Annotated in this window: 20 protein-coding genes; 3 read left to right on the forward strand and 17 right to left on the reverse strand. The window is 41.8% G+C overall.

Annotated elements, in window-relative coordinates; genetic code table 11:
- Positions 1-7 precede the first annotated feature (7 nt).
- The 7 genes from pyrH to CVS86_RS07995 all read right to left on the reverse strand — a co-directional run bounded on the left by pyrH (position 8) and on the right by CVS86_RS07995 (position 6,766).
- Positions 8-724 carry a UMP kinase gene (gene pyrH, locus CVS86_RS07960; RefSeq protein WP_009294284.1) on the reverse strand — a complete coding sequence of 239 codons (717 nt, stop codon included), beginning with the start codon at positions 722-724 and terminating at the stop codon, positions 8-10.
- 73 nt (positions 725-797) lie between these two features.
- Positions 798-2,015 (reverse strand): murein hydrolase activator EnvC family protein, encoded by a 1,218-nt coding sequence (locus CVS86_RS07965; protein ID WP_107791539.1) that lies wholly within the window; start codon positions 2,013-2,015, stop codon positions 798-800.
- Complete coding sequence (locus CVS86_RS07970; RefSeq protein WP_107791540.1) at positions 2,012-2,827, reverse strand: cell division protein FtsX; 816 nt, start codon at positions 2,825-2,827, stop codon at positions 2,012-2,014. The genes CVS86_RS07965 and CVS86_RS07970 overlap by 4 nt, the downstream gene beginning before the upstream one ends.
- The gene (locus CVS86_RS07975) at positions 2,814-3,485 is read right to left on the reverse strand and encodes a cell division ATP-binding protein FtsE (protein WP_004317228.1); all 672 of its coding nucleotides are present in this window, start codon (positions 3,483-3,485) and stop codon (positions 2,814-2,816) included. Before CVS86_RS07975 ends, CVS86_RS07970 begins: the two co-directional genes overlap by 14 nt.
- On the reverse strand, positions 3,469-4,656 hold the full coding sequence (gene trmB / locus CVS86_RS07980) for a tRNA (guanosine(46)-N7)-methyltransferase TrmB (protein ID WP_107791541.1): 1,188 nt from the start codon (positions 4,654-4,656) through the stop codon (positions 3,469-3,471). Before trmB ends, CVS86_RS07975 begins: the two co-directional genes overlap by 17 nt.
- Before the next feature lie 531 nt (positions 4,657-5,187).
- Positions 5,188-5,862 carry a fibronectin type III domain-containing protein gene (locus CVS86_RS07990; protein WP_180997159.1) on the reverse strand — a complete coding sequence of 225 codons (675 nt, stop codon included), beginning with the start codon at positions 5,860-5,862 and terminating at the stop codon, positions 5,188-5,190.
- The gene (locus CVS86_RS07995) at positions 5,795-6,766 is read right to left on the reverse strand and encodes an RluA family pseudouridine synthase (RefSeq protein ID WP_107791542.1); all 972 of its coding nucleotides are present in this window, start codon (positions 6,764-6,766) and stop codon (positions 5,795-5,797) included. Before CVS86_RS07995 ends, CVS86_RS07990 begins: the two co-directional genes overlap by 68 nt.
- Positions 6,767-6,818: 52 nt before the next feature.
- Between CVS86_RS07995 and CVS86_RS08000 the strand changes: the two genes are divergently transcribed.
- Positions 6,819-7,925 carry an FtsW/RodA/SpoVE family cell cycle protein gene (locus CVS86_RS08000; protein ID WP_107791543.1) on the forward strand — a complete coding sequence of 369 codons (1,107 nt, stop codon included), beginning with the start codon at positions 6,819-6,821 and terminating at the stop codon, positions 7,923-7,925.
- A 1,020-nt stretch (positions 7,926-8,945) separates the two neighbouring features.
- On the opposite strand, the gene CVS86_RS08005 is transcribed toward CVS86_RS08000, so the two are convergent.
- The 5 genes from CVS86_RS08005 to gap all read right to left on the reverse strand — a co-directional run bounded on the left by CVS86_RS08005 (position 8,946) and on the right by gap (position 13,578).
- Positions 8,946-9,614, reverse strand: coding sequence for a DUF2625 family protein (locus tag CVS86_RS08005; protein ID WP_107791544.1), 669 nt, complete (start codon positions 9,612-9,614; stop codon positions 8,946-8,948).
- A 79-nt stretch (positions 9,615-9,693) separates the two neighbouring features.
- The gene (gene fabI, locus CVS86_RS08010) at positions 9,694-10,512 is read right to left on the reverse strand and encodes an enoyl-ACP reductase FabI (protein ID WP_103569596.1); all 819 of its coding nucleotides are present in this window, start codon (positions 10,510-10,512) and stop codon (positions 9,694-9,696) included.
- 167 nt (positions 10,513-10,679) lie between these two features.
- Positions 10,680-11,360, reverse strand: a complete 681-nt coding sequence (locus CVS86_RS08015; RefSeq protein ID WP_107791545.1) for a triose-phosphate isomerase — start codon at positions 11,358-11,360, stop codon at positions 10,680-10,682.
- 3 nt (positions 11,361-11,363) lie between these two features.
- On the reverse strand, positions 11,364-12,563 hold the full coding sequence (locus CVS86_RS08020) for a phosphoglycerate kinase (RefSeq protein ID WP_107791546.1): 1,200 nt from the start codon (positions 12,561-12,563) through the stop codon (positions 11,364-11,366).
- Positions 12,564-12,579: 16 nt separating this feature from the next.
- Positions 12,580-13,578 carry a type I glyceraldehyde-3-phosphate dehydrogenase gene (gene gap / locus CVS86_RS08025; protein WP_107791547.1) on the reverse strand — a complete coding sequence of 333 codons (999 nt, stop codon included), beginning with the start codon at positions 13,576-13,578 and terminating at the stop codon, positions 12,580-12,582.
- Positions 13,579-13,657: 79 nt separating this feature from the next.
- Here gap and nadD point away from each other — a divergent pair, with 79 nt between their 5' ends.
- A complete protein-coding gene (gene nadD, locus CVS86_RS08030; protein WP_107791548.1) occupies positions 13,658-14,539 on the forward strand; it encodes a nicotinate (nicotinamide) nucleotide adenylyltransferase in 882 nt (293 codons plus the stop codon).
- On the opposite strand, the gene CVS86_RS08035 is transcribed toward nadD, so the two are convergent.
- Entirely contained in the window at positions 14,523-15,506 is a 984-nt protein-coding gene (locus tag CVS86_RS08035) for a YeiH family protein (RefSeq protein ID WP_107791549.1), read from the reverse strand. The two genes, nadD and CVS86_RS08035, sit on opposite strands and share 17 nt — an antisense overlap.
- A 175-nt stretch (positions 15,507-15,681) precedes the next feature.
- Here CVS86_RS08035 and CVS86_RS08040 point away from each other — a divergent pair, with 175 nt between their 5' ends.
- Entirely contained in the window at positions 15,682-16,545 is an 864-nt protein-coding gene (locus CVS86_RS08040) for a sugar transferase (protein WP_234399256.1), read from the forward strand.
- Positions 16,546-16,594: 49 nt separating this feature from the next.
- On the opposite strand, the gene argS is transcribed toward CVS86_RS08040, so the two are convergent.
- Genes argS through CVS86_RS08060 form a run of 4 tightly spaced genes read right to left on the reverse strand, consistent with a single transcriptional unit; the run spans position 16,595 to position 20,428 of the window.
- Positions 16,595-18,178: an arginine--tRNA ligase gene (gene argS, locus CVS86_RS08045; RefSeq protein ID WP_107791551.1), complete on the reverse strand. Its 1,584-nt coding sequence runs from the start codon at positions 18,176-18,178 to the stop codon at positions 16,595-16,597.
- Between the two features lie 9 nt (positions 18,179-18,187).
- The gene (tatA, locus tag CVS86_RS08050; RefSeq protein WP_002941241.1) at positions 18,188-18,409 is read right to left on the reverse strand and encodes a twin-arginine translocase TatA/TatE family subunit; all 222 of its coding nucleotides are present in this window, start codon (positions 18,407-18,409) and stop codon (positions 18,188-18,190) included.
- A gap of 51 nt (positions 18,410-18,460) precedes the next feature.
- Positions 18,461-19,072 carry a guanylate kinase gene (gene gmk, locus CVS86_RS08055; protein ID WP_021083724.1) on the reverse strand — a complete coding sequence of 204 codons (612 nt, stop codon included), beginning with the start codon at positions 19,070-19,072 and terminating at the stop codon, positions 18,461-18,463.
- The gene (locus CVS86_RS08060) at positions 19,073-20,428 is read right to left on the reverse strand and encodes a Highly acidic protein (protein ID WP_107791552.1); all 1,356 of its coding nucleotides are present in this window, start codon (positions 20,426-20,428) and stop codon (positions 19,073-19,075) included.
- Positions 20,429-20,458 lie beyond the last annotated feature (30 nt).

Genomic DNA, 20,458 nt, shown 5'->3' on the forward strand with positions numbered 1-20,458 from the left:
TTGAAATTTATTTTACAACTGAGTATAGGGCTGCTTCTTCTTCATTTATTATTTTTAATAAATTTCCAGCCTTAAACATATTACAAACTAAAATAGGCAGTGCGTTGTCCTTTGCCAAAGCTATGGCAGTATCGTCCATAACCTTGATGTCATCACTCATCGCCTTTTCGTAGTTTAGTGATTTTAGAAGTTTCGCATCTTTGAATTTTTTAGGATCTTTATCATAAACGCCATCAACTTTTGTCGCTTTTATGATCATATCTGAGCCGATCTCGATAGCTCTTAGTGTGGCTGCTGTGTCTGTTGTGAAGAATGGATTGCCCGTGCCTGCTGCAAAGATGACAACTCTGCCCTTTTCTAAATGGCGCTGTGCACGTCCCACGATGAAAGTTTCACATATCGCCTCCATCTTGATTGCGCTTTGTACTCTTACTTCAAGCCCGCTTCTCTCAAGCGCTTCACGCATCGCGATCGAGTTGATGACAGTTGCTAGCATGCCCATGTGATCGCCGCTCGTTCGCTTGATGATACCATCTTTTGCGGCACTCACACCGCGCACTATGTTGCCGCCGCCTATCACGATGCCAACTTCGATATCATTTTCTATAAGCTCTTTTATCTCGCTTGCTATAAATTTAAGCACAGCTGTGTCTATGCCAAAACCATTTTCTCCAGCCAAGGCCTCGCCTGAAAATTTGACCAATACGCGTTTTCTCTTACTCATTGTCATGCTCCTTGAAATTCACGCATTTTAGCCAAAAAGGCTTTAAATTTAGCTAATAACGCCTACAAAGTGACTATTTTGAGATCATTTCAAGCGGGTCGATATGGTAGTTTCTTTGTGTCACTTCAAAGGTGAGATCGTTTCTAACTCGGCCTATGACGTAGCCCTTTTGGACGAGCGAGCCTACTTTAACCGTTGGTGCGATCTGGCTTAGGTGAGCGTAGATCGTGTGGATGCCGTTTTCGTTTTCTATAATGACAACATTTTCAAGCATCGGAGTAGCTTTAGCAAAGACCACCTTGCCATTTAGCACGCTTTTAACCTTCGCATCTGGGGTGCTTGAGCGAAGTATGACCGACTCGTTAAAAATTTTGATGTTATATATCGGATCTACGTAATTACCAAATTTTTGCTTTACAGAGTAGCTATCAAGTGGAGCGATCGTCCTTGCGCCTGAGTATCTCTTAACAGAGCTTGTCTGATAGCCTCCGCCCATTGGCTGACTCTTTACGCCTTTTTTATCACCTTTACTAGATACTCTTTCTTGCTTTTCTCTAGCTGCTCTGGCCGCTTCATCCTCTTGCTTTTGCATGATAGCAAGCTGCTCAAGCGTCTTTCTTAGCTCATCTTGCTGGGCTTGAAGCTTGGCTAGCTTTTTGCTGTAAATTTCTTTATCACGTTTTAGCCCGTTTATTGTATTTTTCTGCGTGCTCTCTAGGCTTTGTAGATCATTTTGCTTGCGCCTATAGTTTTTTATGCTTGAGTTTATCTCATTTATCTTGCTTGATTTGTTTTTTATCTTTTCTATCGTATCTTCGTAGTTTTCGCTAAGCCTTTTAAAGTCCTCTTTTGCTATGGCGTTTAGCTTGGTTAAAATTTGCGACGAGATGATGCTCTCTTCGCTTTGTTTGCCCTCACTTGCTGACATCATAAGATCAAACGAGAGATCTTCTGCGATGATCCTTATCATATTTTGCTCTAGCTCTTTTTGGGTGCGCTCTAGCTCTTTGTTTTGCTTTGTTAGATCATCAAGCTCAAGAAGTGCTTTTGAGGCATTTGTCTCAAGAACTGAAATTTGACCCTTTAAATTTGTGATATCACCGCTTATGCCGCGCAGTTTTTTCTCGCCAGTTACGATATCGCCAGCCAAGTCATCAAGCTTTTTACTAAGCTGCTCACTCATCACCTGAGTCGATCTTAGCGAGTTTTTGGAGTCTTTTATCTTCTCTTTAGTATTTGATGCAAAAGCTAGACTAAATGCTAGCAAAAGTGTAAAAATTCCTTTTTTCATATCGTGCTTTTTCTAGCCTTACTCATCACTAAACTAACAGCAAAAATGCTTAAAACCACAGCCACACCAAATAGGATAAAGATATCTTTTGAAAGATCAAGGCTAGGCAAGACTACATCGATACTTGCGGCATTTTCTCTAAAAATTTCAAAATTTGGCAAGAAAAAGAAAAAAGCACCAACAACAATGGTCGCAACTATGCTATCAACCATGGCTGATTTATAGAGCATGGCTGATTTTAGCCAAAATGGCGCGCCAAAAAGCGTCATGATCTCGATGCGTTCTCTATGCTCAAATAGCCAAATTTTAGCTTGTTTTAGCATAAGCATAAGCCCAACGACACAAAGTATCGCCATAAATGCATAAGATATGCTTTTGGCTAAATTTAGCATCTTAAAGACCTTGTCATGGGTCTTTGAAAATGTCTCGACCTTGCTTATGCCATCAAATTTCAAAAGCTTTTGCTTTATCTCCTCCATATATTCTGGCGATGGAAATTCGCTTAATCTTAGCGAGTAAAATTTAGGCAAGGCATTTTGTAGGATAGATAAATTTTTAGCTGAGATGTCGTTTGATAGGCGGTCGATGATCTTTTGCGGGCTTAGTGGCTCTACACTTGCTAGCGTGCTAACCACTGGCTTTAGCACTGGCTCGCTTAGCTCTTTGTTTGAGACCACCACGATGTTGTAGTCATTTCCCATAAGCCTCTCATACTCTCTTACGATCTTGTCCGCTGTGAGGCTAAACTGCACTGAAAATAAAAGCGCGATTAACGGCAGGATAAATCCAAGGTGATTTTTAAGCGATCTCATGCACGCCTCCATTTTCTATGACGAAGTGGCGGTACGGGATGCGAAGTGTTGAGGGGATGTGGTGCGTCACCACAACCACGCTTGTGCCTAGAAATTCTCTGGCTGATTTTAGAAGCGACCAAATGACGTCGCTTGAGTATTCGTCTAAATTTCCCGTTGGCTCGTCGCATAAGAGTAAATTTGGATTGTGCGCGAGTGCTCTTGCCATGGCAACTCTTTGCTGCTCGCCGCCACTTAGCTCGCGAGGGTATTTATCGGCTTTGTGAAGCATATTTACGTGCTTTAAAAGTTTAGCCACCTGCTTTTTGCTCACATTTTGATTGACGCCTTTGATGATGAGTGGCAGCATGACGTTTTTTTCGACATTCCACTCATTTATCAAGCGATAGTTTTGAAATATAATGCCAACTCGCTGCCTAAGCTCGCAAAGTCTTTTGTCATCGATATCGTCCATTTGCGTCATGCAGACATTTAGCTCGCCAGCTAGAGGCGAAATTTCTCCGTAAAATGACTTTAAAAGCGTGCTCTTTCCGCTTCCACTCTTGCCTGTGATAAAGACAAAGTCATTTGCGTAGATGTCTAAATTTACGCTATTGATCACAACCTCGTTGCGCTCATAAGCTAGGCTTAAATTTCTTGCGCTAATTATCTCTTGCATCAGCCAAATACTCCTTCAAAAGCTCGTGTGCTGCTAAATTTTCACGTATTAAGATCGGTTTTTTTATAAAATATTCGCTTTTCTCATCGCTTATTTTGATGAAACACTGCTCTGGTTTGTTAAACGCTCCAAAGGCGACTTTTAGCAAAATTTCACCCCCTTTTATGGTGTAAATTTCTTCAAAATGTAAAAAGTGATCCTCTTTTTTTATGATGAAATTTTTAAAATTTTTAATGATATTTTTTACGCTTGTCTTTTCTTTAAAGTTAAAATCCCCAGCCAAAACGCTCTCATCGCTTTTTGCCTCACAAGTATAAATAACGTCGTAGATATCCTTATCTTGGCGTCTCCAGCGGTCTTCATACTTGCTTGTTACTTCTAAATTTCTATTTTTAAAAGCCTCTATCTTTGAGTTTGTGGGCTCTAAAAATTTACTCAAACTAAAGTCGCAATACTCCTTGCTATCACTCCTTAGCTCAAATTTACCACCAACCTTTAGTATCCTCTGGCACTCAAGCGCAAACGCCGATGAGACCACGCGTCTATGCTCGGCCTTATCCCACGGCACTGGAAAGTGCAAAAAGACTCTATCAACTAAATTTGATCCAACAAGCGAGAGTAAGAGCCTTGCGTCGGTATTTATGAGACGCACGTTTTCTAGGGCATTTGCCCTAGCTAGCTTTGCTACTTGCTCGATGCTTGGTTTATAGACCTCTATGCCGATAACTAGGGCATTTGGATTGTTTTTAGCCTGATAGAGCAAGTGCCTGCCAGAGCCAAAGCCTATCTCTATAAAAATCTCTTTAAATTTACCTTTTAGCTCGCAAAATGCTGGCGCAAACTCTTCAAGGCTTAAAATTTCGCTCACTTTTTTGGTCAAATTTGTCTTTTTTACAGCAAATGCTTGGCTGATGATGCCGTTACAACTTTGCTCTTTAAAAAGCTCCAACGCCTCTTGCAAAAGGCCAACTTTAGCAGGCTTTGTAAGTTTTTCTCCCTTTACGACGGTGCCAGTTTTACCAGGCTTTACGACTAGGAAAAAGCCTTCATCTTCATTTTTTGTGTAGATGAGCCTCTCGTTTCGGCCACTTGCTTGCCAAAGAAATTTGATCTTGTCGTTACCAAATGGAAATGAGAGCTCTTTTAAGGACGAAGCGATGAAATTTGGCATTATTTTATGCTAACTTCTGCTTTTGATGACTTATCAGAGGCGATGCCATACTCATCGACTGCTACGACGCTGTAAGAGTAGCTAGCTCCTTTTTGGACGCTGTCATCTCTAAGCCCAGTATCACTTATGCCGCTAAAGACTTTCTCGCTAGCACCGCTTCTATAAACTGTATATGAGCTAGCTCTATCAACTGCACTCCAGCTTACATTTACACCGCTGCCATCGTAGCTAGCGCTTATGCTTGGAGTTTTTGGTGCGCCAAGTGTGCTACCAACGATAGGCTCATCTTGCTTTAAGCTCTCAAGACCGTCTTTATCGACTGCTGTGACTCTATAATACCTTGTCGCTGCGTTTGTGTTTATAAGATCCTCATAGGTGTTGCTAGTCGTTTTTGCTAGGTATGTATAAGGTAAAATTTTACTTGTCGTTCTATAAACCTTAAAGTATGAAAAATCCTCAGCCGGCGCGTAATCCCACGTTAAGATGATCTTTTTTGGTGCATTTTTGGTCGCTTGGACGTTAGTTACTGATTTAGGGTAACTCCTTTGTTGTGGCGCTTATGTTTTGGCTTGGTTTTGAGATGACGCCAGAAGAAGTTTTAACTAAGATCCTATACTCATAAGACCTACCAGGTTTTACCTCAGTATCGATATACTCGGCATTTAGTCTGCCATTTACCTCTGCGATCTGGCTAAATTTATTAGCTCCTGCATCGCTTCTTTGGATGATGTAGCTTGCTACTGTGCTATCAGGATGTGGTCTCCAGATCACTTTTACACGGCCTGGAAGCCCTGTGATAGCTTGCGCAAATGGCACAGAGTCAAGTAGTGGCTTAGTTGTCGCAGTTGCGATTGCACCTGGTTGAGAGATGGCGTTGCTTGAGTAGGTTCTCATCTGATATGAGTAAGTCGTCTCTGGAGCTAGGTCGCGATCCACGTAGTGCGTAGCAAAGCGGTCTTTTATGTTTGCAACTAGTTGCATTTTTGAGTTTGCATCGTTTGGATTTGAGCGGTAAAGGTAGTAGCCAACGACGCTCTCGTCGCTCACTGGGTTCCACTCGAAGCCAACTTCTGTCATATCTGAAATAGTTTTTAAGCTTGTAATAGTTGGCAGTGACGTGCTTTGCTGAGTCGGTACGCTAGAGCCGCATCCCGCTAAGAAAGCTACTAAAAATGGTGTCAATATGCGTAGGGCAAATTTTTTCATCAAAAATCTCCTTGGGAATTTTTTTGTAAATTATTTGGTTAAAGTCATCATACGTTTTTGCGGTAAATTCTACCCTTTTGCCAGTTCGCGGATGGATAAAATAGAGCATATAAGCGTGAAGCATAACCCTGCTTATTTTATCGCCTTGGCTCTTAAATCCGTATAAATCATCGCCTAAAATGTGGCGATTTATGCTAGCAAGATGCACTCTGATCTGATGCGTCCTGCCTGTAAAAAGCTTTGCTGCTATCAAATTTACACCGCCTTCACTTAGCAAATTTACAAAGGCACTTTTTGCAAATTTAGCGTCTGCAACGATCGCTTTTTTTAGGCGGTTGTTTGGATTTCTGCCGATTGGCTTGTCGATGATGATGCCCTCTTTTAGCGGTAGGTCGGTCAGCGCTAGATAAATTCGTCCCATGCTCTTATCACTTAGCTGCTCGCTTAGTTTTGCGTGGGCGAAGTTGTTTTTAGCAACGACGATAGCGCCGCTCGTGCCCTTATCTAGGCGGTGGACGATGCCAGCTCTTACGTCGCCGTTTAAATTTGAGAGCATAAAGCCCTTTTTGTTTAGCCACTCAACTAACGTCGCCTCTTTGACGCTTGGGGCTTGGTGAACGACGATTTGAGGGGGTTTGTTTAGCACTATGAGATCGTCGTCTTCATAGATGATCGGGATGTCAAAATTTACTTCGTATTCGTTTTGCACCTCTTTTTTTGGGGCAAAATTTACGCAAATTTCATCATTTTCATTTAACAAAAAGCTTGGTTTTGAGACTGGTTTTAAATTTACGCTTACAAGGGAGTCTTTTATCAAATTTAAAGCTTGATTACGTGAAATTTGAAGCTCTTTGGCCACTGCAACGTCGAGTCTTGAGCTATTTAAAACATTAAATTTAACCAAAATCAAAGCCTTGTTTGTGATATAATCTAGCCCAAAAATTAAGGTTTGCTTCTTGATAAAACTAGATCGGCGTATTTTAACACATTTTGATTTTATTCAGCCGTTTTTAATCATCCCAATCATAGCCATCTCATACATCCTAGTCTCCGAAGCAAACGACATTTTAGCGAACAAACAGCTTGTATATTTTGGCATAGGATTTGTCTCATTTTGCATCGCATTTTTGCTGCCTATTAGACGCATCGACTGGATCATCCCGATGTTTTACTGGATCTGCATCGTACTGCTTTTAAGCGTTGATATTTTTGGCGTTAGCAAGCTTGGAGCTAGGCGCTGGCTGGAAATTCCCTTCGTTCACTTCACACTTCAGCCCTCAGAGCTCATGAAGCCAGCCTTTTTGCTGATGCTAGCCTATCTAGTTAAGCAGCGCCCGCCAGAGGTCGATGGTTACGGGCTAAAAGACTTTTTAAGGCTTAGTTTTTACATACTTTTGCCATTTGCGCTCATCATGAAAGAGCCTGATCTTGGAACCGCGCTCATACTTTTGATAGTTGGCTACACCATCCTTTTTGTAATCGGCGTAAATAAAAAAATTTGGATCTGCATCATCCTTGCCATAGGATTTTCGGCGCCAGTTTTGTATGAAAATTTGCATGATTATCAAAAAAAGAGGATCCACGACTTCATCGCTGAAGAGCCAAGCTACCACGTCAAGCAAAGCATCATCGCCATAGGTAGCGGCGGGCTAAAAGGCAAACCAAAGGACGAGGCGACGCAAACGCACTTTAAATTTTTGCCAATCGCCACAAGTGACTTCATCTTTGCTTATAATATCGAGCGTTTTGGCTTTTACGGCGCGCTACTTTTGCTGGGGCTTTATGGAGCGCTTATAACGCACTTACTTAGCCTAAATTACGGGCTTAAGAATGATTATTTCACACAGGTGACCGCCACTGGCATAGCCGCACTCATCTTTGTCTACGTGGGGGTAAATGTCTCGATGACGATCGGCTTTGCGCCAGTTGTGGGCGTGCCGCTGCCGTTTTTTAGCTACGGCGGAAGCAGCTTTGTCACCTTCATGGTACTTTTTGGGATGCTGCAAAATCTGCTAACTTTTAGGTTTGATCAGACCTACCGCTCAGTGAAATTTAAATTTTAGAAATTGTAAATTTACTTTGTCGAATCAGGTGAATATCAGGCAAATTTTAAAATTTCATGAACGAGTAATTTCGGCTCTAAAATTTGAGCTAAAGCTGTAAGCGAGGTCAAATTTTAGCAGCCAATTCTTAGGGGTGAGTGAAAGTTTAAAATTTGTAAAGATAGTTTGATTGAATTTGTAAATCTCTTTTTATCTAAAAAGGGAGAAAAAAAGGGGGGGCTTGAATTTTGCATCGTAGGCTCGCAAATACATGTCATACGCGAAGCCCTTATCTACCTTTTTAATCCCTCGTCTGCTGCAGTTACAAGGCGAAGCCCGAGTAAATCCATTCATACTGCATGCATCTTATATGAGATACTTTATAGCAAATTTTAAAATTTTATAAGCGAGTAATTTTGGCTCTGATTTTAGTGGCAATCTTGGCGAGGCCTAAAATCAGTAGTCAACTCTTGCGAGTGAATGGAATTTTAAAATTTGCAAAAAATATTTTTTAGAAAATTTAAAATTTGTTTCTTTGCTAAGGGGGAAGAGGCTTGAATTACGGTCTGTTTGCAGTTGCGAGCTCACGAAGCAAAAGAGCTCCCTTGCCACTTAGCAAATCTCCTGTCTACTCATAGTTACCAGACGAAGTCGATGTAAAACCCCCTCGCACGTTAGAAGTGCATGCGATAGCACTATCGTGCCGCATGCGTTTTATCATCAGATAAAATTCTAGCAAATTCTAAAATTTATGAGCGAGCATATCACGACTATAAATTTAGCGCCAAGTAACTACAAGACCTGAATTTGGTAAATTGCTATGACGAGTGAATGAAAGTTGAAAAATTTGTTTCTTTGTTAAGGGAGAAGAGGCTTAAATTATGAAGTCGCTCCCTCCCCCCCCCTTTTTTTTTTAACAATCCCTAACCCCGACAACGTTAGAAGTGGCATGTCTCAGCGCTAAAGCACTGCATGCATTTAGTTCTAAAAATTTATAGCAAATTTTAAAATTTGCAAAAGCCGAAATTTACAAAATCAATCCTACTTCTCCCCCTTAAACAAAGAAGCAAAATACTCATCGATATTAACGCCATCTTTTTTCATATCTTTTAGCCTTAGTTTTACGTCGGTGTCTTGCCAAAGAAGTGGTGGTAGCGCGAACATAACCTTATCTAAGCTAAAATTTCTCACATCCTCGCGCCAGCCATCCCAGCGGTAAAGCTCGTAAAATTTAGATATATCGCCGCATAACGCCCAGTATAAAAACTGCGAGTAGCCAAGCTGTGTATCTTCCCATTTGCCGCTATCTGGTGCGTAATAAAAGACGTTGCCAACTTTACCACCAAAGGCGCCGCCATTTACCGCAAAAAATCCGCCCAAAACATCGTCCGCCACGAGCAAATAGCTAGGCATCTGCCCTGCTTCGCTAAAACTTTTTCCAAGGTTGAAGCTGTAAATTCCGCGCTTCATCTGCTCGCATCCTGAGCCAAGCAGGCGCAACCAACCGCCATCTATCACTATGCCGCCGCACCCATAAACAAGCGCTCCCATAGGCGAGCGAGTGGTGACCTGAAGCCCTAAAAGCTCGCTTTGCGCCCTACTCTCATCTCTAGGTAAAATTTCATAGCCATTTTTGGCCTCTTTTAGCCACTCTTCGATCAGCGCCCAGCCTGGTTCATTTGTGTCTATAAGCTCGTCTAAAGCTCTCATTTTCTGTCCTTGCGATAAATTTGGTGAAATTTAAAAGAAGAATTTGGCGAGTCGCCCCGCCAAAATTTATATCAGCAGGTTATTTTGCGTCCCAAGCTAGGATCGTGTTGCCCTCGGCGTCTGTAGCCACGTCACCCATGCCCATGATGTTGTAGCCGCAGTCTACGTAGTGGACTTCGCCTGTTACGCCGCTAGCTAGGTCGCTAAGTAGGTACATAGCGCTGTTGCCGACGTCTTCAGTGGTGACGTTGCGTTTTAGTGGGCTATTTACTTCGTTGTAGCGTAAAATCATCCTAAAATCGCCTATTCCGCTTGCGGCAAGCGTTTTGATAGGACCTGCACTGATCGCATTTACACGGATGTTTTTAGCGCCAAGGTCGTGTGCTAGGTAGCGAACTGAGCTTTCAAGTGCCGCTTTGGCAACGCCCATTACGTTGTAGTGTGGGACAAATTTTGGTCCGCCAAGATATGTAAGAGTTAGCACCGAGCCGCCCTCTTTTAGCACCGGTAGGACCGCGCGAGTAAGGCTTAACAGCGAATAAACACTAGTGCCCATCGCTATGTCAAATGCTTCTTTTGTGGTATTTACAAACTCGCCCTCAAGCGCCTCTTTTGGTGCGTAAGCCACAGCGTGCACGACAAAGTCGATCTCGCCAAGGTCTTTTTTGATTTGACCCGCAAGCCCATCTAAGTGTGCTTGGTTATTTACATCAAGCTCGTAGACAAATTTGCTACCAAACTCCTCAGCGATCGGCTCAACGCGCTTTTTAAGAGCGTCATTTAGATATGTAAACGCCATCTGCGCACCTTGATCGTGACAAGCTTTTGCGATGCCGTAAGCTATTGACTTGGCGTTGGCGACACCGACGATCAGACCTTTTTTACCTTTTAATATCATCATTTCTCCTTTTATTTTGTTTGACTTTTAAGCGATATTTAAATTTTAAACCAAATTTAATAGCGGCAGTATCGTGAGATGAATTTTAATGTTGTGTAGAAATTTTAGGTCAAGACTAGGCAAATAGCCTGTCGCAGACTTAAAATTTCGAACTCATTAAAAAGCACTCACGAGACAACGCGTATCAAATTTAGAAAATTATTCGCATCCCAGCTGGCCGTGCCTACCAAAACCCCATCGCAGCTTTTTATACCTGCGATATCAGCGATGTTTGCTGCATTGACGCTTCCGCCGTAAAGTAGCGGCACATTTGCCTTTGTTTTTAAAAAACTTAGCACCTCATCTATCTGCTCTATGCTTGCACTTCTGCCAGTTCCTATCGCCCAGATCGGCTCATAGGCGATGACTAAATTTTTATAATCTAGATCGATATTTTCAAGCTGGCAGCTTAGAAATTCTTTGGTCGATCCGCTTTCATTTGTGCTTAAATTTTCGCCGATGCAGTAGATGACATTCCAGCCGTTTTTTGCAGCAAAGTCAAATTTCGCTCGCAAAAACTCCTCGCTCTCTTTTAAAATTTCACGCCTCTCAGAGTGGCCGATCAGCACGTCTTTGATGTCAAATTCATCAAGCATCGCCTTGCCGATCTCGCCAGTAAATGCCCCACTCTCGCATGGGTAGAAATTCTGCGCCCCAAGCCTAAAAATATGCTTTTTTTCATCAAAGGCACTAGCAGGAGCAAATACGCTCACATCGTCGTTTGCGCTTAAATTTTCGTCTAAAATTTTCGCGTACTCTCTAAAGCTTGCTCTTGTGTGGTTGCACTTTAAATTCGCTAGAAATTTCAAGACCTACTCCTCTTTTCTAAGCGGTTTTATGCCGGGCAACTCTTTGCCTTCTATTAGCTCCAAGCTAGCACCACCGCCAGTTGAGATAAATGTCATCTCATCAGCGTCGCCTGCGCGCTCGACCACGTCAGCCGTATCGCCACCGCCAACGACGGTTGTCGCGTGAGTATCGATGATAGCGTGGCTCATTTTGATGCTACCTTTGCTAAATTTATCCATCTCAAAAACACCCATAGGTCCGTTCCACCAGATGGTTTGCGCATCTGCGATGACCTCTTTAAATAGCCTAATCGACGCTGGTCCAATGTCAAGCCCCATCCAACCGTTTGGGATCTCTTGAGCTGGGACGTATTTTACGGCACTTTCAGCTGAAAATGTCTGAGCAGCGACGACATCTACTGGCAAGTAAATTTTCACTCCTAGCTCTTTGCCTTTTTGTAAAATTTGCCTTGCATCTTCGATGAGCTCTTCTTCAAGGAGCGAATTTCCGATGTTTTCGCCAAGTGATTTTAAAAATGTAAATGCCATACCGCCGCCAATTATAAGCTTATCGACGCGTGGTAAAAGGTTATGTAAGGCTTGAAGCTTGCCACTTACCTTTGAGCCGCCCACGACTGCGACAAATGGACGTGACGGATGTTTTATCAAATTTTGAGCGAAATTTATCTCTTTTTGTAGTAAAAATCCCGCTGCTTTGTGCTTTTCATCATAAAATTTAGTGATCGCCTCAACCGATGCGTGAGCTCTGTGGCAAACGCCAAATGCGTCGTTTATGTAAAATTCGCCAAATTCTGAAAGCTCTTTTGCCAAAGCTTCATCGTTTTTGGTTTCGCCCTTTTCAAAGCGTAAATTTTCTATCATCAAAATTTCGCCAGCTTTTAGAGCCGCAGCCTTTGTCTTAGCGTCATTTCCGATCACATCTTCAGCAAATATCACCTCTCTATCAAGCAGTCTTGATAGCCTCTTTGCCACGCCGCGAAGTGAAAATTTCTCTTCGTAACCATTTTTTGGACGACCCAAGTGACTAGCCAAAACCACGCTGCAGCCGTTATCTAGGCAATAGCGGATAGTTGGTATCGCTGAGCGGATCCTGCGGTCATCAGTGATGTTTAAAAACTCGTCCATAGGCACGTTAAAATCGCACCTTATAAAGACTTTTGCGCCGTTTAGCTCAAGGTCGTTGATCGATAAAATTTCACTCATTTTTCACCCTTTAAATTTACTTTGTAGCCACGATCTTAGCAAGATCTACAAGCCTTGTTGAGTAGCCCCACTCGTTGTCGTACCACGCAAAAACCTTCACCATATCATCAGCAATGACCTGCGTAGTATCGCTCGCTACGATGCTGCTAAAGGTGCTTGTGCAAAAGTCGCTGCTAACTCTGTAGTCGTCATCAACAAATAAAATTCCCTTTAAATTTGACTCCGCAGCCGCTCTAAATGCCTCGTTTATCTCCTCTTTGCTAGCTGGTCTTTTTAAAACCGCCGTTAGATCGACCATAGAGACGTTTGCCACTGGTACGCGCACTGCTTGTCCGTGTAGTTTGCCATTTAGCTCTGGAAGCACTTTGGCGATCGCTTTTGCAGCTCCGGTGGTCGTAGGTCCGATATTTAGCGCTGCTGCGCGTGAGCGGCGGAAGTCTTTAGCTTTTACATCAACTAGGCTCTGGCCGTTTGTATATGCGTGGATCGTAGTCATCAGCCCCTTTACGATGCCAAATTTATCGTTTAGCACCTTTGCTACTGGAGCTAGGCCGTTTGTAGTGCAGCTTGCATTTGAGACGATCGCCTCGCCTGCGTATTTATCGTCATTTACGCCAACTACAAAGGTCGCTGTGTCATCTTTTGCCGGAGCGCTCATGACGACTTTTTTGACGCCGCGAGCTAGATATGGCTCACATTTTTCAGTGGTTAAAAACTTGCCAGTGCACTCTAAAACCACGTCTACGCCGTAGTCTGCGTAGCTAAGCTCGTTTAGATCTCTTGTAGAAAAAACTTTTATCTTTTTGCCATTTACTTCTATAAAATCGTCGCTTATCACCTTAACGTCTTGCTTAAATTCGCCATGTACGCTGTCGTATTTGAGCAAATACCTCGTCATATCCCTTGTTGCGGTGTCGTTAATAGCGACAAGCTCAACATCGTCTCGCTCTAAAATAATACGAGCGGCACACCTACCGATACGCCCAAAGCCGTTTATTGCTACTTTAACTGACATCTTAGCTCCTTTTGATATAATTACGCCTAATTCTACAAAAAAGAATTTTAAAACAAATATAAACAAGGCACTTTAATAGATGAAGTTAGCACTTTTTGGCGGGAGCTTTGATCCGGTTCATTTAGGACACGATAGCATTGTGAAAATGGCACTAAGCGGCCTTGACATCGACAAACTCATCATCATGCCAACTTTTATAAGTCCCTTTAAGAGCGAATTTTCAGCTCCGCCAGAGCTTCGCCTAAAGTGGATAAGAGAAATTTGGGGTGACTTAGAGAAGGTCGAGATCTCAGACTATGAGATAAATTTAGCTCGCCCAGTGCCTACCATAGAGACGGTTAAGTATTTGTATGAGAAATTCAAAATAGAGAAATTTTATCTCATAATAGGCGCGGACCACCTAGCTACGCTTGATAAGTGGCATGGCTACGAGGAGCTAAAAAATTTAGTGCAGTTTGTGATCGCTAAGCGCAATCACATAGAAATTCCGCAAAATTTACAAAAAATGGACGTGCATGTGGATGTTAGCTCATCGCAGATCAGGCACCAAAAGGGGCTTGATGAGCTGCCTAGCGAGATAAAAGATGAGATTATAAATTTTTACCAAGGATTAAAGATGCAAGAGAGATCGATGCAAGAGCGCACCGAAAGTATAGTTAAGGTTTTAGACGCAAAAAAGGCTGAAGAGATACAAGTGTTTGATATGAGCGGGGATGATTATTTCGTAAAGGCCGTAGTTATCGCTACTACGCTTGGCGAGAGGCATGCTTACTCGCTGGCTGAGGATCTAAGAGAGGAGCTTAAGCCTCTCGGAGAGAAATTTATAGGTACGGAGAGTTCGCCTGATTGGATCGTGATGGACCTTGGCGACATCTTGATACACCTTTTAAGCCCAGCCTACAGAGCAAAATACAACATCGAAGAGTTTTTGCAAAAGCTAAAAACTAGCAAAGAGTCTTAACAAAAACAAGCGATGAACAAATAAGCCATAAAAATATAAAAAATGCTAACAAAAATGGCTTTTTGCCCGTCGCTTTAAATATACTCCTATCTATCCCAAACCCCAAAGCACACATCGCAACGCAAAGGCAGATGCTAGCTGCTAGCTTTAAAATTTGCACCAAATTTTCAGGGAAAAATGGCAAAGATCTAACGCAGATCGCCACTAAGAAAAATAGCGCAAACCAAGGTATGCTCTTTAGCTTTGAGCCACCGCTATTTTGGCTTAAATTTAAGAAATTTAGCAAAAACAAAAATGGCACAAGCATGATGACGCGAAGCATTTTTATGATGACGGCGGTGCTACTTGCTGCGCTGTCAAATGCCGCCGAGGCTGCCACTACGTGGGCTACTTCGTGAAGTGAGCCGCCGATAAAAAAGCCAGTTTGGTGTGGCGTGAGAGCTAGAAATTTAGCGATAAATGGATAGATAAACATACCAATCGTCCCAAAGAGCACCACCGTGCAAATGGCGATAGCAAGCTTGTTTGCGTCTGCTTTTATCTCATTTTGTGTAGCCATAACAGCAGCTGCACCGCATATGCTTGCCCCTGAGCCAATGAGCACGGCACTATCCTTGCTAAGCCCCAAGGCTTTGGCGGTAAAAAGCGCAAAGCAAAAAGTCGCAAATACCATAAAAGCTGCGTATATTACGCCAATGGTGCCGACACTTGCGATCTCGCTAAGGCTTATGTTAAAGCCAAAAAGTATGATGCCTAGTCTTAAAATTTGCTTCCCAGCGATCGCTACGACGCCACTACTTTTTAAAATTTGAGTTTGTTTGGTGAAAAGATTTGCAAAAATGGCGCCTAAAATGATAGAGATGATGAGTGGGCTGGTGTGAAATTTAGCCAAAACCGTGTTTGAGGTCGCAAAAGAAATGGCGCAAATCAGCGCTAAAACAAGCATAGCAAGAAATTTATGAGACATATTTTAACCTTAACTCTTTTTTTAAAAATGCAATTAGCACGTTTGGGTATAATTAGACGAATTTTATAATGCAAATTTAAAATAAAGATAAAGGGATAGGCCTATGATCATCCTTGGCGAAAAATATGCTTTCACCAAACTCGAGTTAGAGAAGCTTAGGAAGAAATTTGGCCAGGTGAATTTTTTATCCCCTGAAAATAGTGATGCTAAAGCCTTGCGAAGTGCGCTAGAAAATCTCATAAAATCAGGCGATCAGAGGCTAATAGTGCTAAATACCCAAAAGCCCGTTGATAGCAAACTAGTGAGATTTCTCACGCTTTTGCAGTTTAAGACGAAGTATAAAAAGATCAAATTTCTAAATGTGGAGAGCTTTTTAGAAATTTACTTGCAAAAGTGCTATATCCCAGAAAATGGCGAAAATTTAAACTTTTTAAACGATATCAAGCCTTATAATGCCATTGAATACGCTCTAAAACGCGCGATCGACTATGTAAGCTGCTCGCTGCTTCTTGTGATACTTTTTGTGCTTAAATTTTACGTAAAGAAAAAGATAGACGAGCAGTCCCCTGGCAGCCTTTACTTCTTGCAAAACAGGGTTGGGCTGGGCAACAGGGAATTTGAATGTATCAAATTTCGCTCGATGGTGGTTGATGCTGAAAAAGATGGAGCTAAATTTGCTAGCAAAAACGATGAGAGAGTCTTTGAATTTGGCGAATTTATGCGTAAAACTCGCATCGACGAGGTGCCACAGTGCATAAATGTGCTACGAGGGCAGATGCATCTAATAGGCCCAAGACCAGAGCGAAGATACTGGATAAATTTCTTTGAAAAAGAGATACCTTACTACAATGAACGCCACATCGTCCGCCCAGGGATTACCGGCTGGGCACAGGTAAACTACCCTTACGGCGCAAACACTCACGACGCCAAACAAAAGCTAATGTATGATCTTTACTACATCAAGCACTGGTCACTTTGGCTGGAGATAAAGATAATAGTAAAAACTATTGCAATTATATTTGAAAAAAGGGGTATTTAGTCAAAACCGTATATCCGCTTTTGACTAAATTTGTCTGGTGGATATAAAGCTACATCCTATCTTTAGCTGTGATTCCCATTATGTTAAATGCTGTTTTTATCGAAACAGCAACGACTGCAAAGACTTTTAGTAAGCTATCTTCATTTTCGTTGCCAACTACGCGGTTTTCATTATAAAATTTATGAAAGCTAGCAGCCAGCGACTTTAGATAGTCTGGTATTTTTTGAAGCTGCCTTGAAGCAAAAGCATCCTCTAAAATTTCAGGCAATATAAGCGCTTCAAAAAGTAAATTTTTAGCATTTTCATCTAGGCACTCAAAGTCCGCATTTATCACGTCACTAACGATTTTTCCAGCCTTTGCAAAAATTTGATTTATCCTAGCGTGAGCGTAGTTTATATAAAAAATAGGGTTTGAGCTATCCTCTTTTTTAAGCTCATCCACGTCAAATTCCAAACTGCTCGTGTTTGCTTTGCTTATAAAGATAAACCTAAGTGCCTCAGCACCGATCTCACTCGCGATATCGCTCATCAGCACCGCATTGCCAGCGCGCTTGCTCATTTTGTATGGCTTACCCTCTTTTAGCAGGCTAACCATCTGCATAAGTATCACTTCAAGCCTATTTTCGTCGTACCCAAGGAAATTTATCGCAGCCTTTAGCCTTGCGATATATCCGTGGTGGTCTGCACCCCAAATGTTTATATAGTGGTCAAAATTTTTCTCAAATTTAGCGTTATGATAGATGATGTCACCAGCTAAATATGTCGGTCTGCCATCATTTCTAACCACAACCCTATCGTTGTCATCACCAAGTGTGGTAGAAGCGATATAGATAGCGCCCTCTTTTTCATACATTTGATTTGAGCGTTTTAGCTTTTCTATAGTTGGCTCCAGACGGTCGTAAAGTGCTTTTTCGCTAGCCCAGCTCTCTATAAAAATGCCAACATCAGCTAAGTCTTTTTTGATGATCTCAAGCACGATATCCTTGCCAAACTCGGCAAGCTCAAGGTTTCTGCTCTCGTCATAAAAAATTTCCTTGCCAAATTTCTCATTTGCAAGCTTAGCGATATCTAAAATATAATCCCCGCGATAATATTTCTCTGGATAGACGACACTTTCGTTAAAAAGCTGCTCTTTAGCCGCAAGTGATATCGATGTGCCAAGCAGATCTATTTGATTGCCCGCATCGTTTATGTAGTATTCTGTTGAGATATCGTAGCCAAGCCTTTTGCCAAGCCTAGCCAAAGTATCGCCATAAACTGCGCCCCTAACGTGTCCGATGTGAAGCGGTCCAGTCGGATTTGCGCTGATGTATTCTATTAAATAGCTGTCTTTTTTCGCATCTTCTTTTGCAAAATTTTCGCTATCTAGCAAAATTTGCTTTGAAGTTTCATCTAAAAATTCACTCTTAAGCTTGAAATTTAAATATCCATTTACCGCGCTAGCTTCCACTATCTTACTGTCACTAAATTTATCAGCAAACTCGCTAGCTATCATAGCTGGCGAGTTTCTTAGCTCTTTTGCGAGGCTAAAAAGTGGCGTCGCATAGTGGGCTAAATTTTTATCCTTTGGCTTTTCAAGCACAAATTCTCGCTCTAAAACCTTTGAAATTTCAGCTTTTACTTTATCTTTCAACTCTAAAACCTACGCGTTTTTAGTTGTTTCTTCTATCTTTTGACTAGTTGCACTCTCTTCTTTATGCTCGACTTTTTCGCTCTTTTCAGGGGTTGTGTCCTCCATCTCAGCTTTAAAAGTCTTTATACCTTTGCCTAGTCCTTTCGCAAGCTCTGGGATCTTCTTTGCTCCAAAAAGTAATACAATGATCGCCAAAACGATCAACCAGTGGCCAATACTAAAAGAACCCATCTTTTCTCCTTATCAAATTTTCTCAAAATATTATCATAAATTCCTGAATTTCTAACAATCTATCCACTCGTCGATGACGTTTCTTAAGTTTATCTTAGCACTTTTTAACCTCATCGCTCGAAGGATCGATTTTAGTCCTTTATAGCTCTTTTCTATATCATCATTTACTAAAAAATAATCATACTCTAAAATATGCTCCATCTCTCCAACTGCGTTCATTAAGCGATTTTCTATCGTCTCGTCACTATCTGTTCCGCGGTTTTTCAAGCGCCTTTTTAGCTCTTTTTTATTCGCAGTTGTGATAAAAACTGAAGTGATATAGCTTTTAAATTTCTCAAGTGCAATGTGAAAGCCCTGCACATCAATGTCAAATATTACTATCTTTCCAGCTTCAAGTGCCGCTAAAACTGGCTTTAAGCTCGTGCCATAGTAGTTTTTATGCACCTGCGCCCACTCTAAAAACTCGCCATTTTCGATGCCGCTTTTAAATTCGTCTTCTTTTATAAAATAATAATCCACCCCATCAACTTCGCCTTCTCTTTTGGCTCTTGTTGTGCTTGAGATAGAAAAATATAGGTCTTTCTCCTCCTTTAAAAGACGGCCCAAAAGCGTGCTTTTACCGCTTCCACTAGGTCCCGAAACTACTAAAATTTGTCCTTGCAACTACTTTTCCTCGAAACTTATATTTATCTTGATGTTCATATCTTTTAGTACATCTCTTAGCGAGCTCTCATTTAGCGACTCGTGGACGTGTTTTGTGATCTTTTTAGTTAGCTCTTCTTTGTAGTCTTCTTTTGTCTCTTTTTTTGAGCTTGTTTGAGGCATATCTTTTAGTCCAAATGCCGCTAACATCGTGCTTTCATCTATATCATCTATCGATGCCGCGTCAAAGTTTAACTCGCTTGGTGCCGCGTCTTTGCTCTCTTTTTGCGCATTTTCTTCTTGGATATTTTCTTCTTCAAAAGTTTCATCTACTAGACCTAGATCCTCTTTGGCTTCTGGCTCGCTCATATCTTCTAGCTCTTCTTCTGGCATCTCACTAGAAGCGTTTTCACTCTCGCTAGGCTCTAAATTTTCTAGCTCCTCACTTGAAATTTCATCCAAAGCCTCTTCTTCTATATCTTCTTCTACTTTTTCATCATCTACTTGAATTTGCTCTTCATCAAGTGAATCGATCTCACTAAGCTCAAATTTACTCTGATCTATCTCGTCAAGCTCGCTACCAGTGTTCTCTTCATCAACCAAGCCTGCAACGTCATTTTGGCTAATAATATCATCTAAATTTTCCCCAAGAGCCTCATCTATCTCAGAAGTCTCAGGCATATTTTCTATCTCATCAACAAGTGAGCTAAGCTCGGCTAGATCGCTCTCTTTGCCTACTGCAGCGCCAAGGTCCATCTCTTCTTCGGCACTCTCGCTTGCTATCTCACTATCATCAGCCAGGTCTTCGCTCACAAGCTCTTTTAGCTCATCAAGCTCCTCCAAAGAGTCAAGTAGCCCCTCATCACTTTCGATCTCAGGCATGCTGATGTCAGTATCCATCTCAAGATCATCGCTAACGCCCTCTGAGAGCTCTTTATCAAGATCTGCAAAATTTTCTAAATTTGTATCGATATCAGGCAGCTTAAACCCTGACATCTCGTCAAAATTTATAGCCTCGTCGCTAAAGTCACCAAAGTCGCTTTCGCCTTGCTCGCTCGAACCATGCTCGGCAACTGGCTCATCTTTTGGGATATTTTGCTCAAAAACACTTATAAATTCAGTCGGTAAAAATGGTTTTTCAAGCATCAAAGTAGCAAATTCTGGCTTGCTCTCGCCACGACTTGCTAGATACATCACCTTTTTATCTGTAGCTAGCTCGCTACTATCCACGTCACTGTCAATTATGATAAAGTCAAACTGAGCATCGTCAAATCCATTTAGATCCTCAAATTCGCTATATTCGGTGCCGATTTTATTCAGACTTAAAGTTATCAGACGTGAAACTGCTGGATTTTTATTTATTAGAGCAACTTTCATCATCCCTCCTTGTAATAGTAAAAGCCTATT

Source organism: Campylobacter concisus, assembly GCF_003048605.1.
In the GTDB taxonomy this organism is placed as follows: domain Bacteria; phylum Campylobacterota; class Campylobacteria; order Campylobacterales; family Campylobacteraceae; genus Campylobacter_A; species Campylobacter_A concisus_BM.

Bases quoted from the DNA above. Each gene is read 5' to 3' on its own strand.
- pyrH (WP_009294284.1), bottom strand. From the start codon at position 724: ATGAGTAAGAGAAAACGCGTATTGGTCAAATTTTCAGGCGAGGCCTTG.
- CVS86_RS07965 (WP_107791539.1), bottom strand. From the start codon at position 2,015: ATGAAAAAAGGAATTTTTACACTTTTGCTAGCATTTAGTCTAGCTTTT.
- CVS86_RS07970 (WP_107791540.1), bottom strand. From the start codon at position 2,827: ATGAGATCGCTTAAAAATCACCTTGGATTTATCCTGCCGTTAATCGCG.
- CVS86_RS07975 (WP_004317228.1), bottom strand. From the start codon at position 3,485: ATGCAAGAGATAATTAGCGCAAGAAATTTAAGCCTAGCTTATGAGCGC.
- trmB (WP_107791541.1), bottom strand. From the start codon at position 4,656: ATGCCAAATTTCATCGCTTCGTCCTTAAAAGAGCTCTCATTTCCATTT.
- CVS86_RS07990 (WP_180997159.1), bottom strand. From the start codon at position 5,862: ATGAAAAAATTTGCCCTACGCATATTGACACCATTTTTAGTAGCTTTC.
- CVS86_RS08005 (WP_107791544.1), bottom strand. From the start codon at position 9,614: ATGAGAGCTTTAGACGAGCTTATAGACACAAATGAACCAGGCTGGGCG.
- fabI (WP_103569596.1), bottom strand. From the start codon at position 10,512: ATGATATTAAAAGGTAAAAAAGGTCTGATCGTCGGTGTCGCCAACGCC.
- CVS86_RS08020 (WP_107791546.1), bottom strand. From the start codon at position 12,563: ATGAGTGAAATTTTATCGATCAACGACCTTGAGCTAAACGGCGCAAAA.
- gap (WP_107791547.1), bottom strand. From the start codon at position 13,578: ATGTCAGTTAAAGTAGCAATAAACGGCTTTGGGCGTATCGGTAGGTGT.
- nadD (WP_107791548.1), top strand. From the start codon at position 13,658: ATGAAGTTAGCACTTTTTGGCGGGAGCTTTGATCCGGTTCATTTAGGA.
- CVS86_RS08035 (WP_107791549.1), bottom strand. From the start codon at position 15,506: ATGTCTCATAAATTTCTTGCTATGCTTGTTTTAGCGCTGATTTGCGCC.
- tatA (WP_002941241.1), bottom strand. From the start codon at position 18,409: ATGGGTTCTTTTAGTATTGGCCACTGGTTGATCGTTTTGGCGATCATT.
- CVS86_RS08060 (WP_107791552.1), bottom strand. From the start codon at position 20,428: ATGAAAGTTGCTCTAATAAATAAAAATCCAGCAGTTTCACGTCTGATA.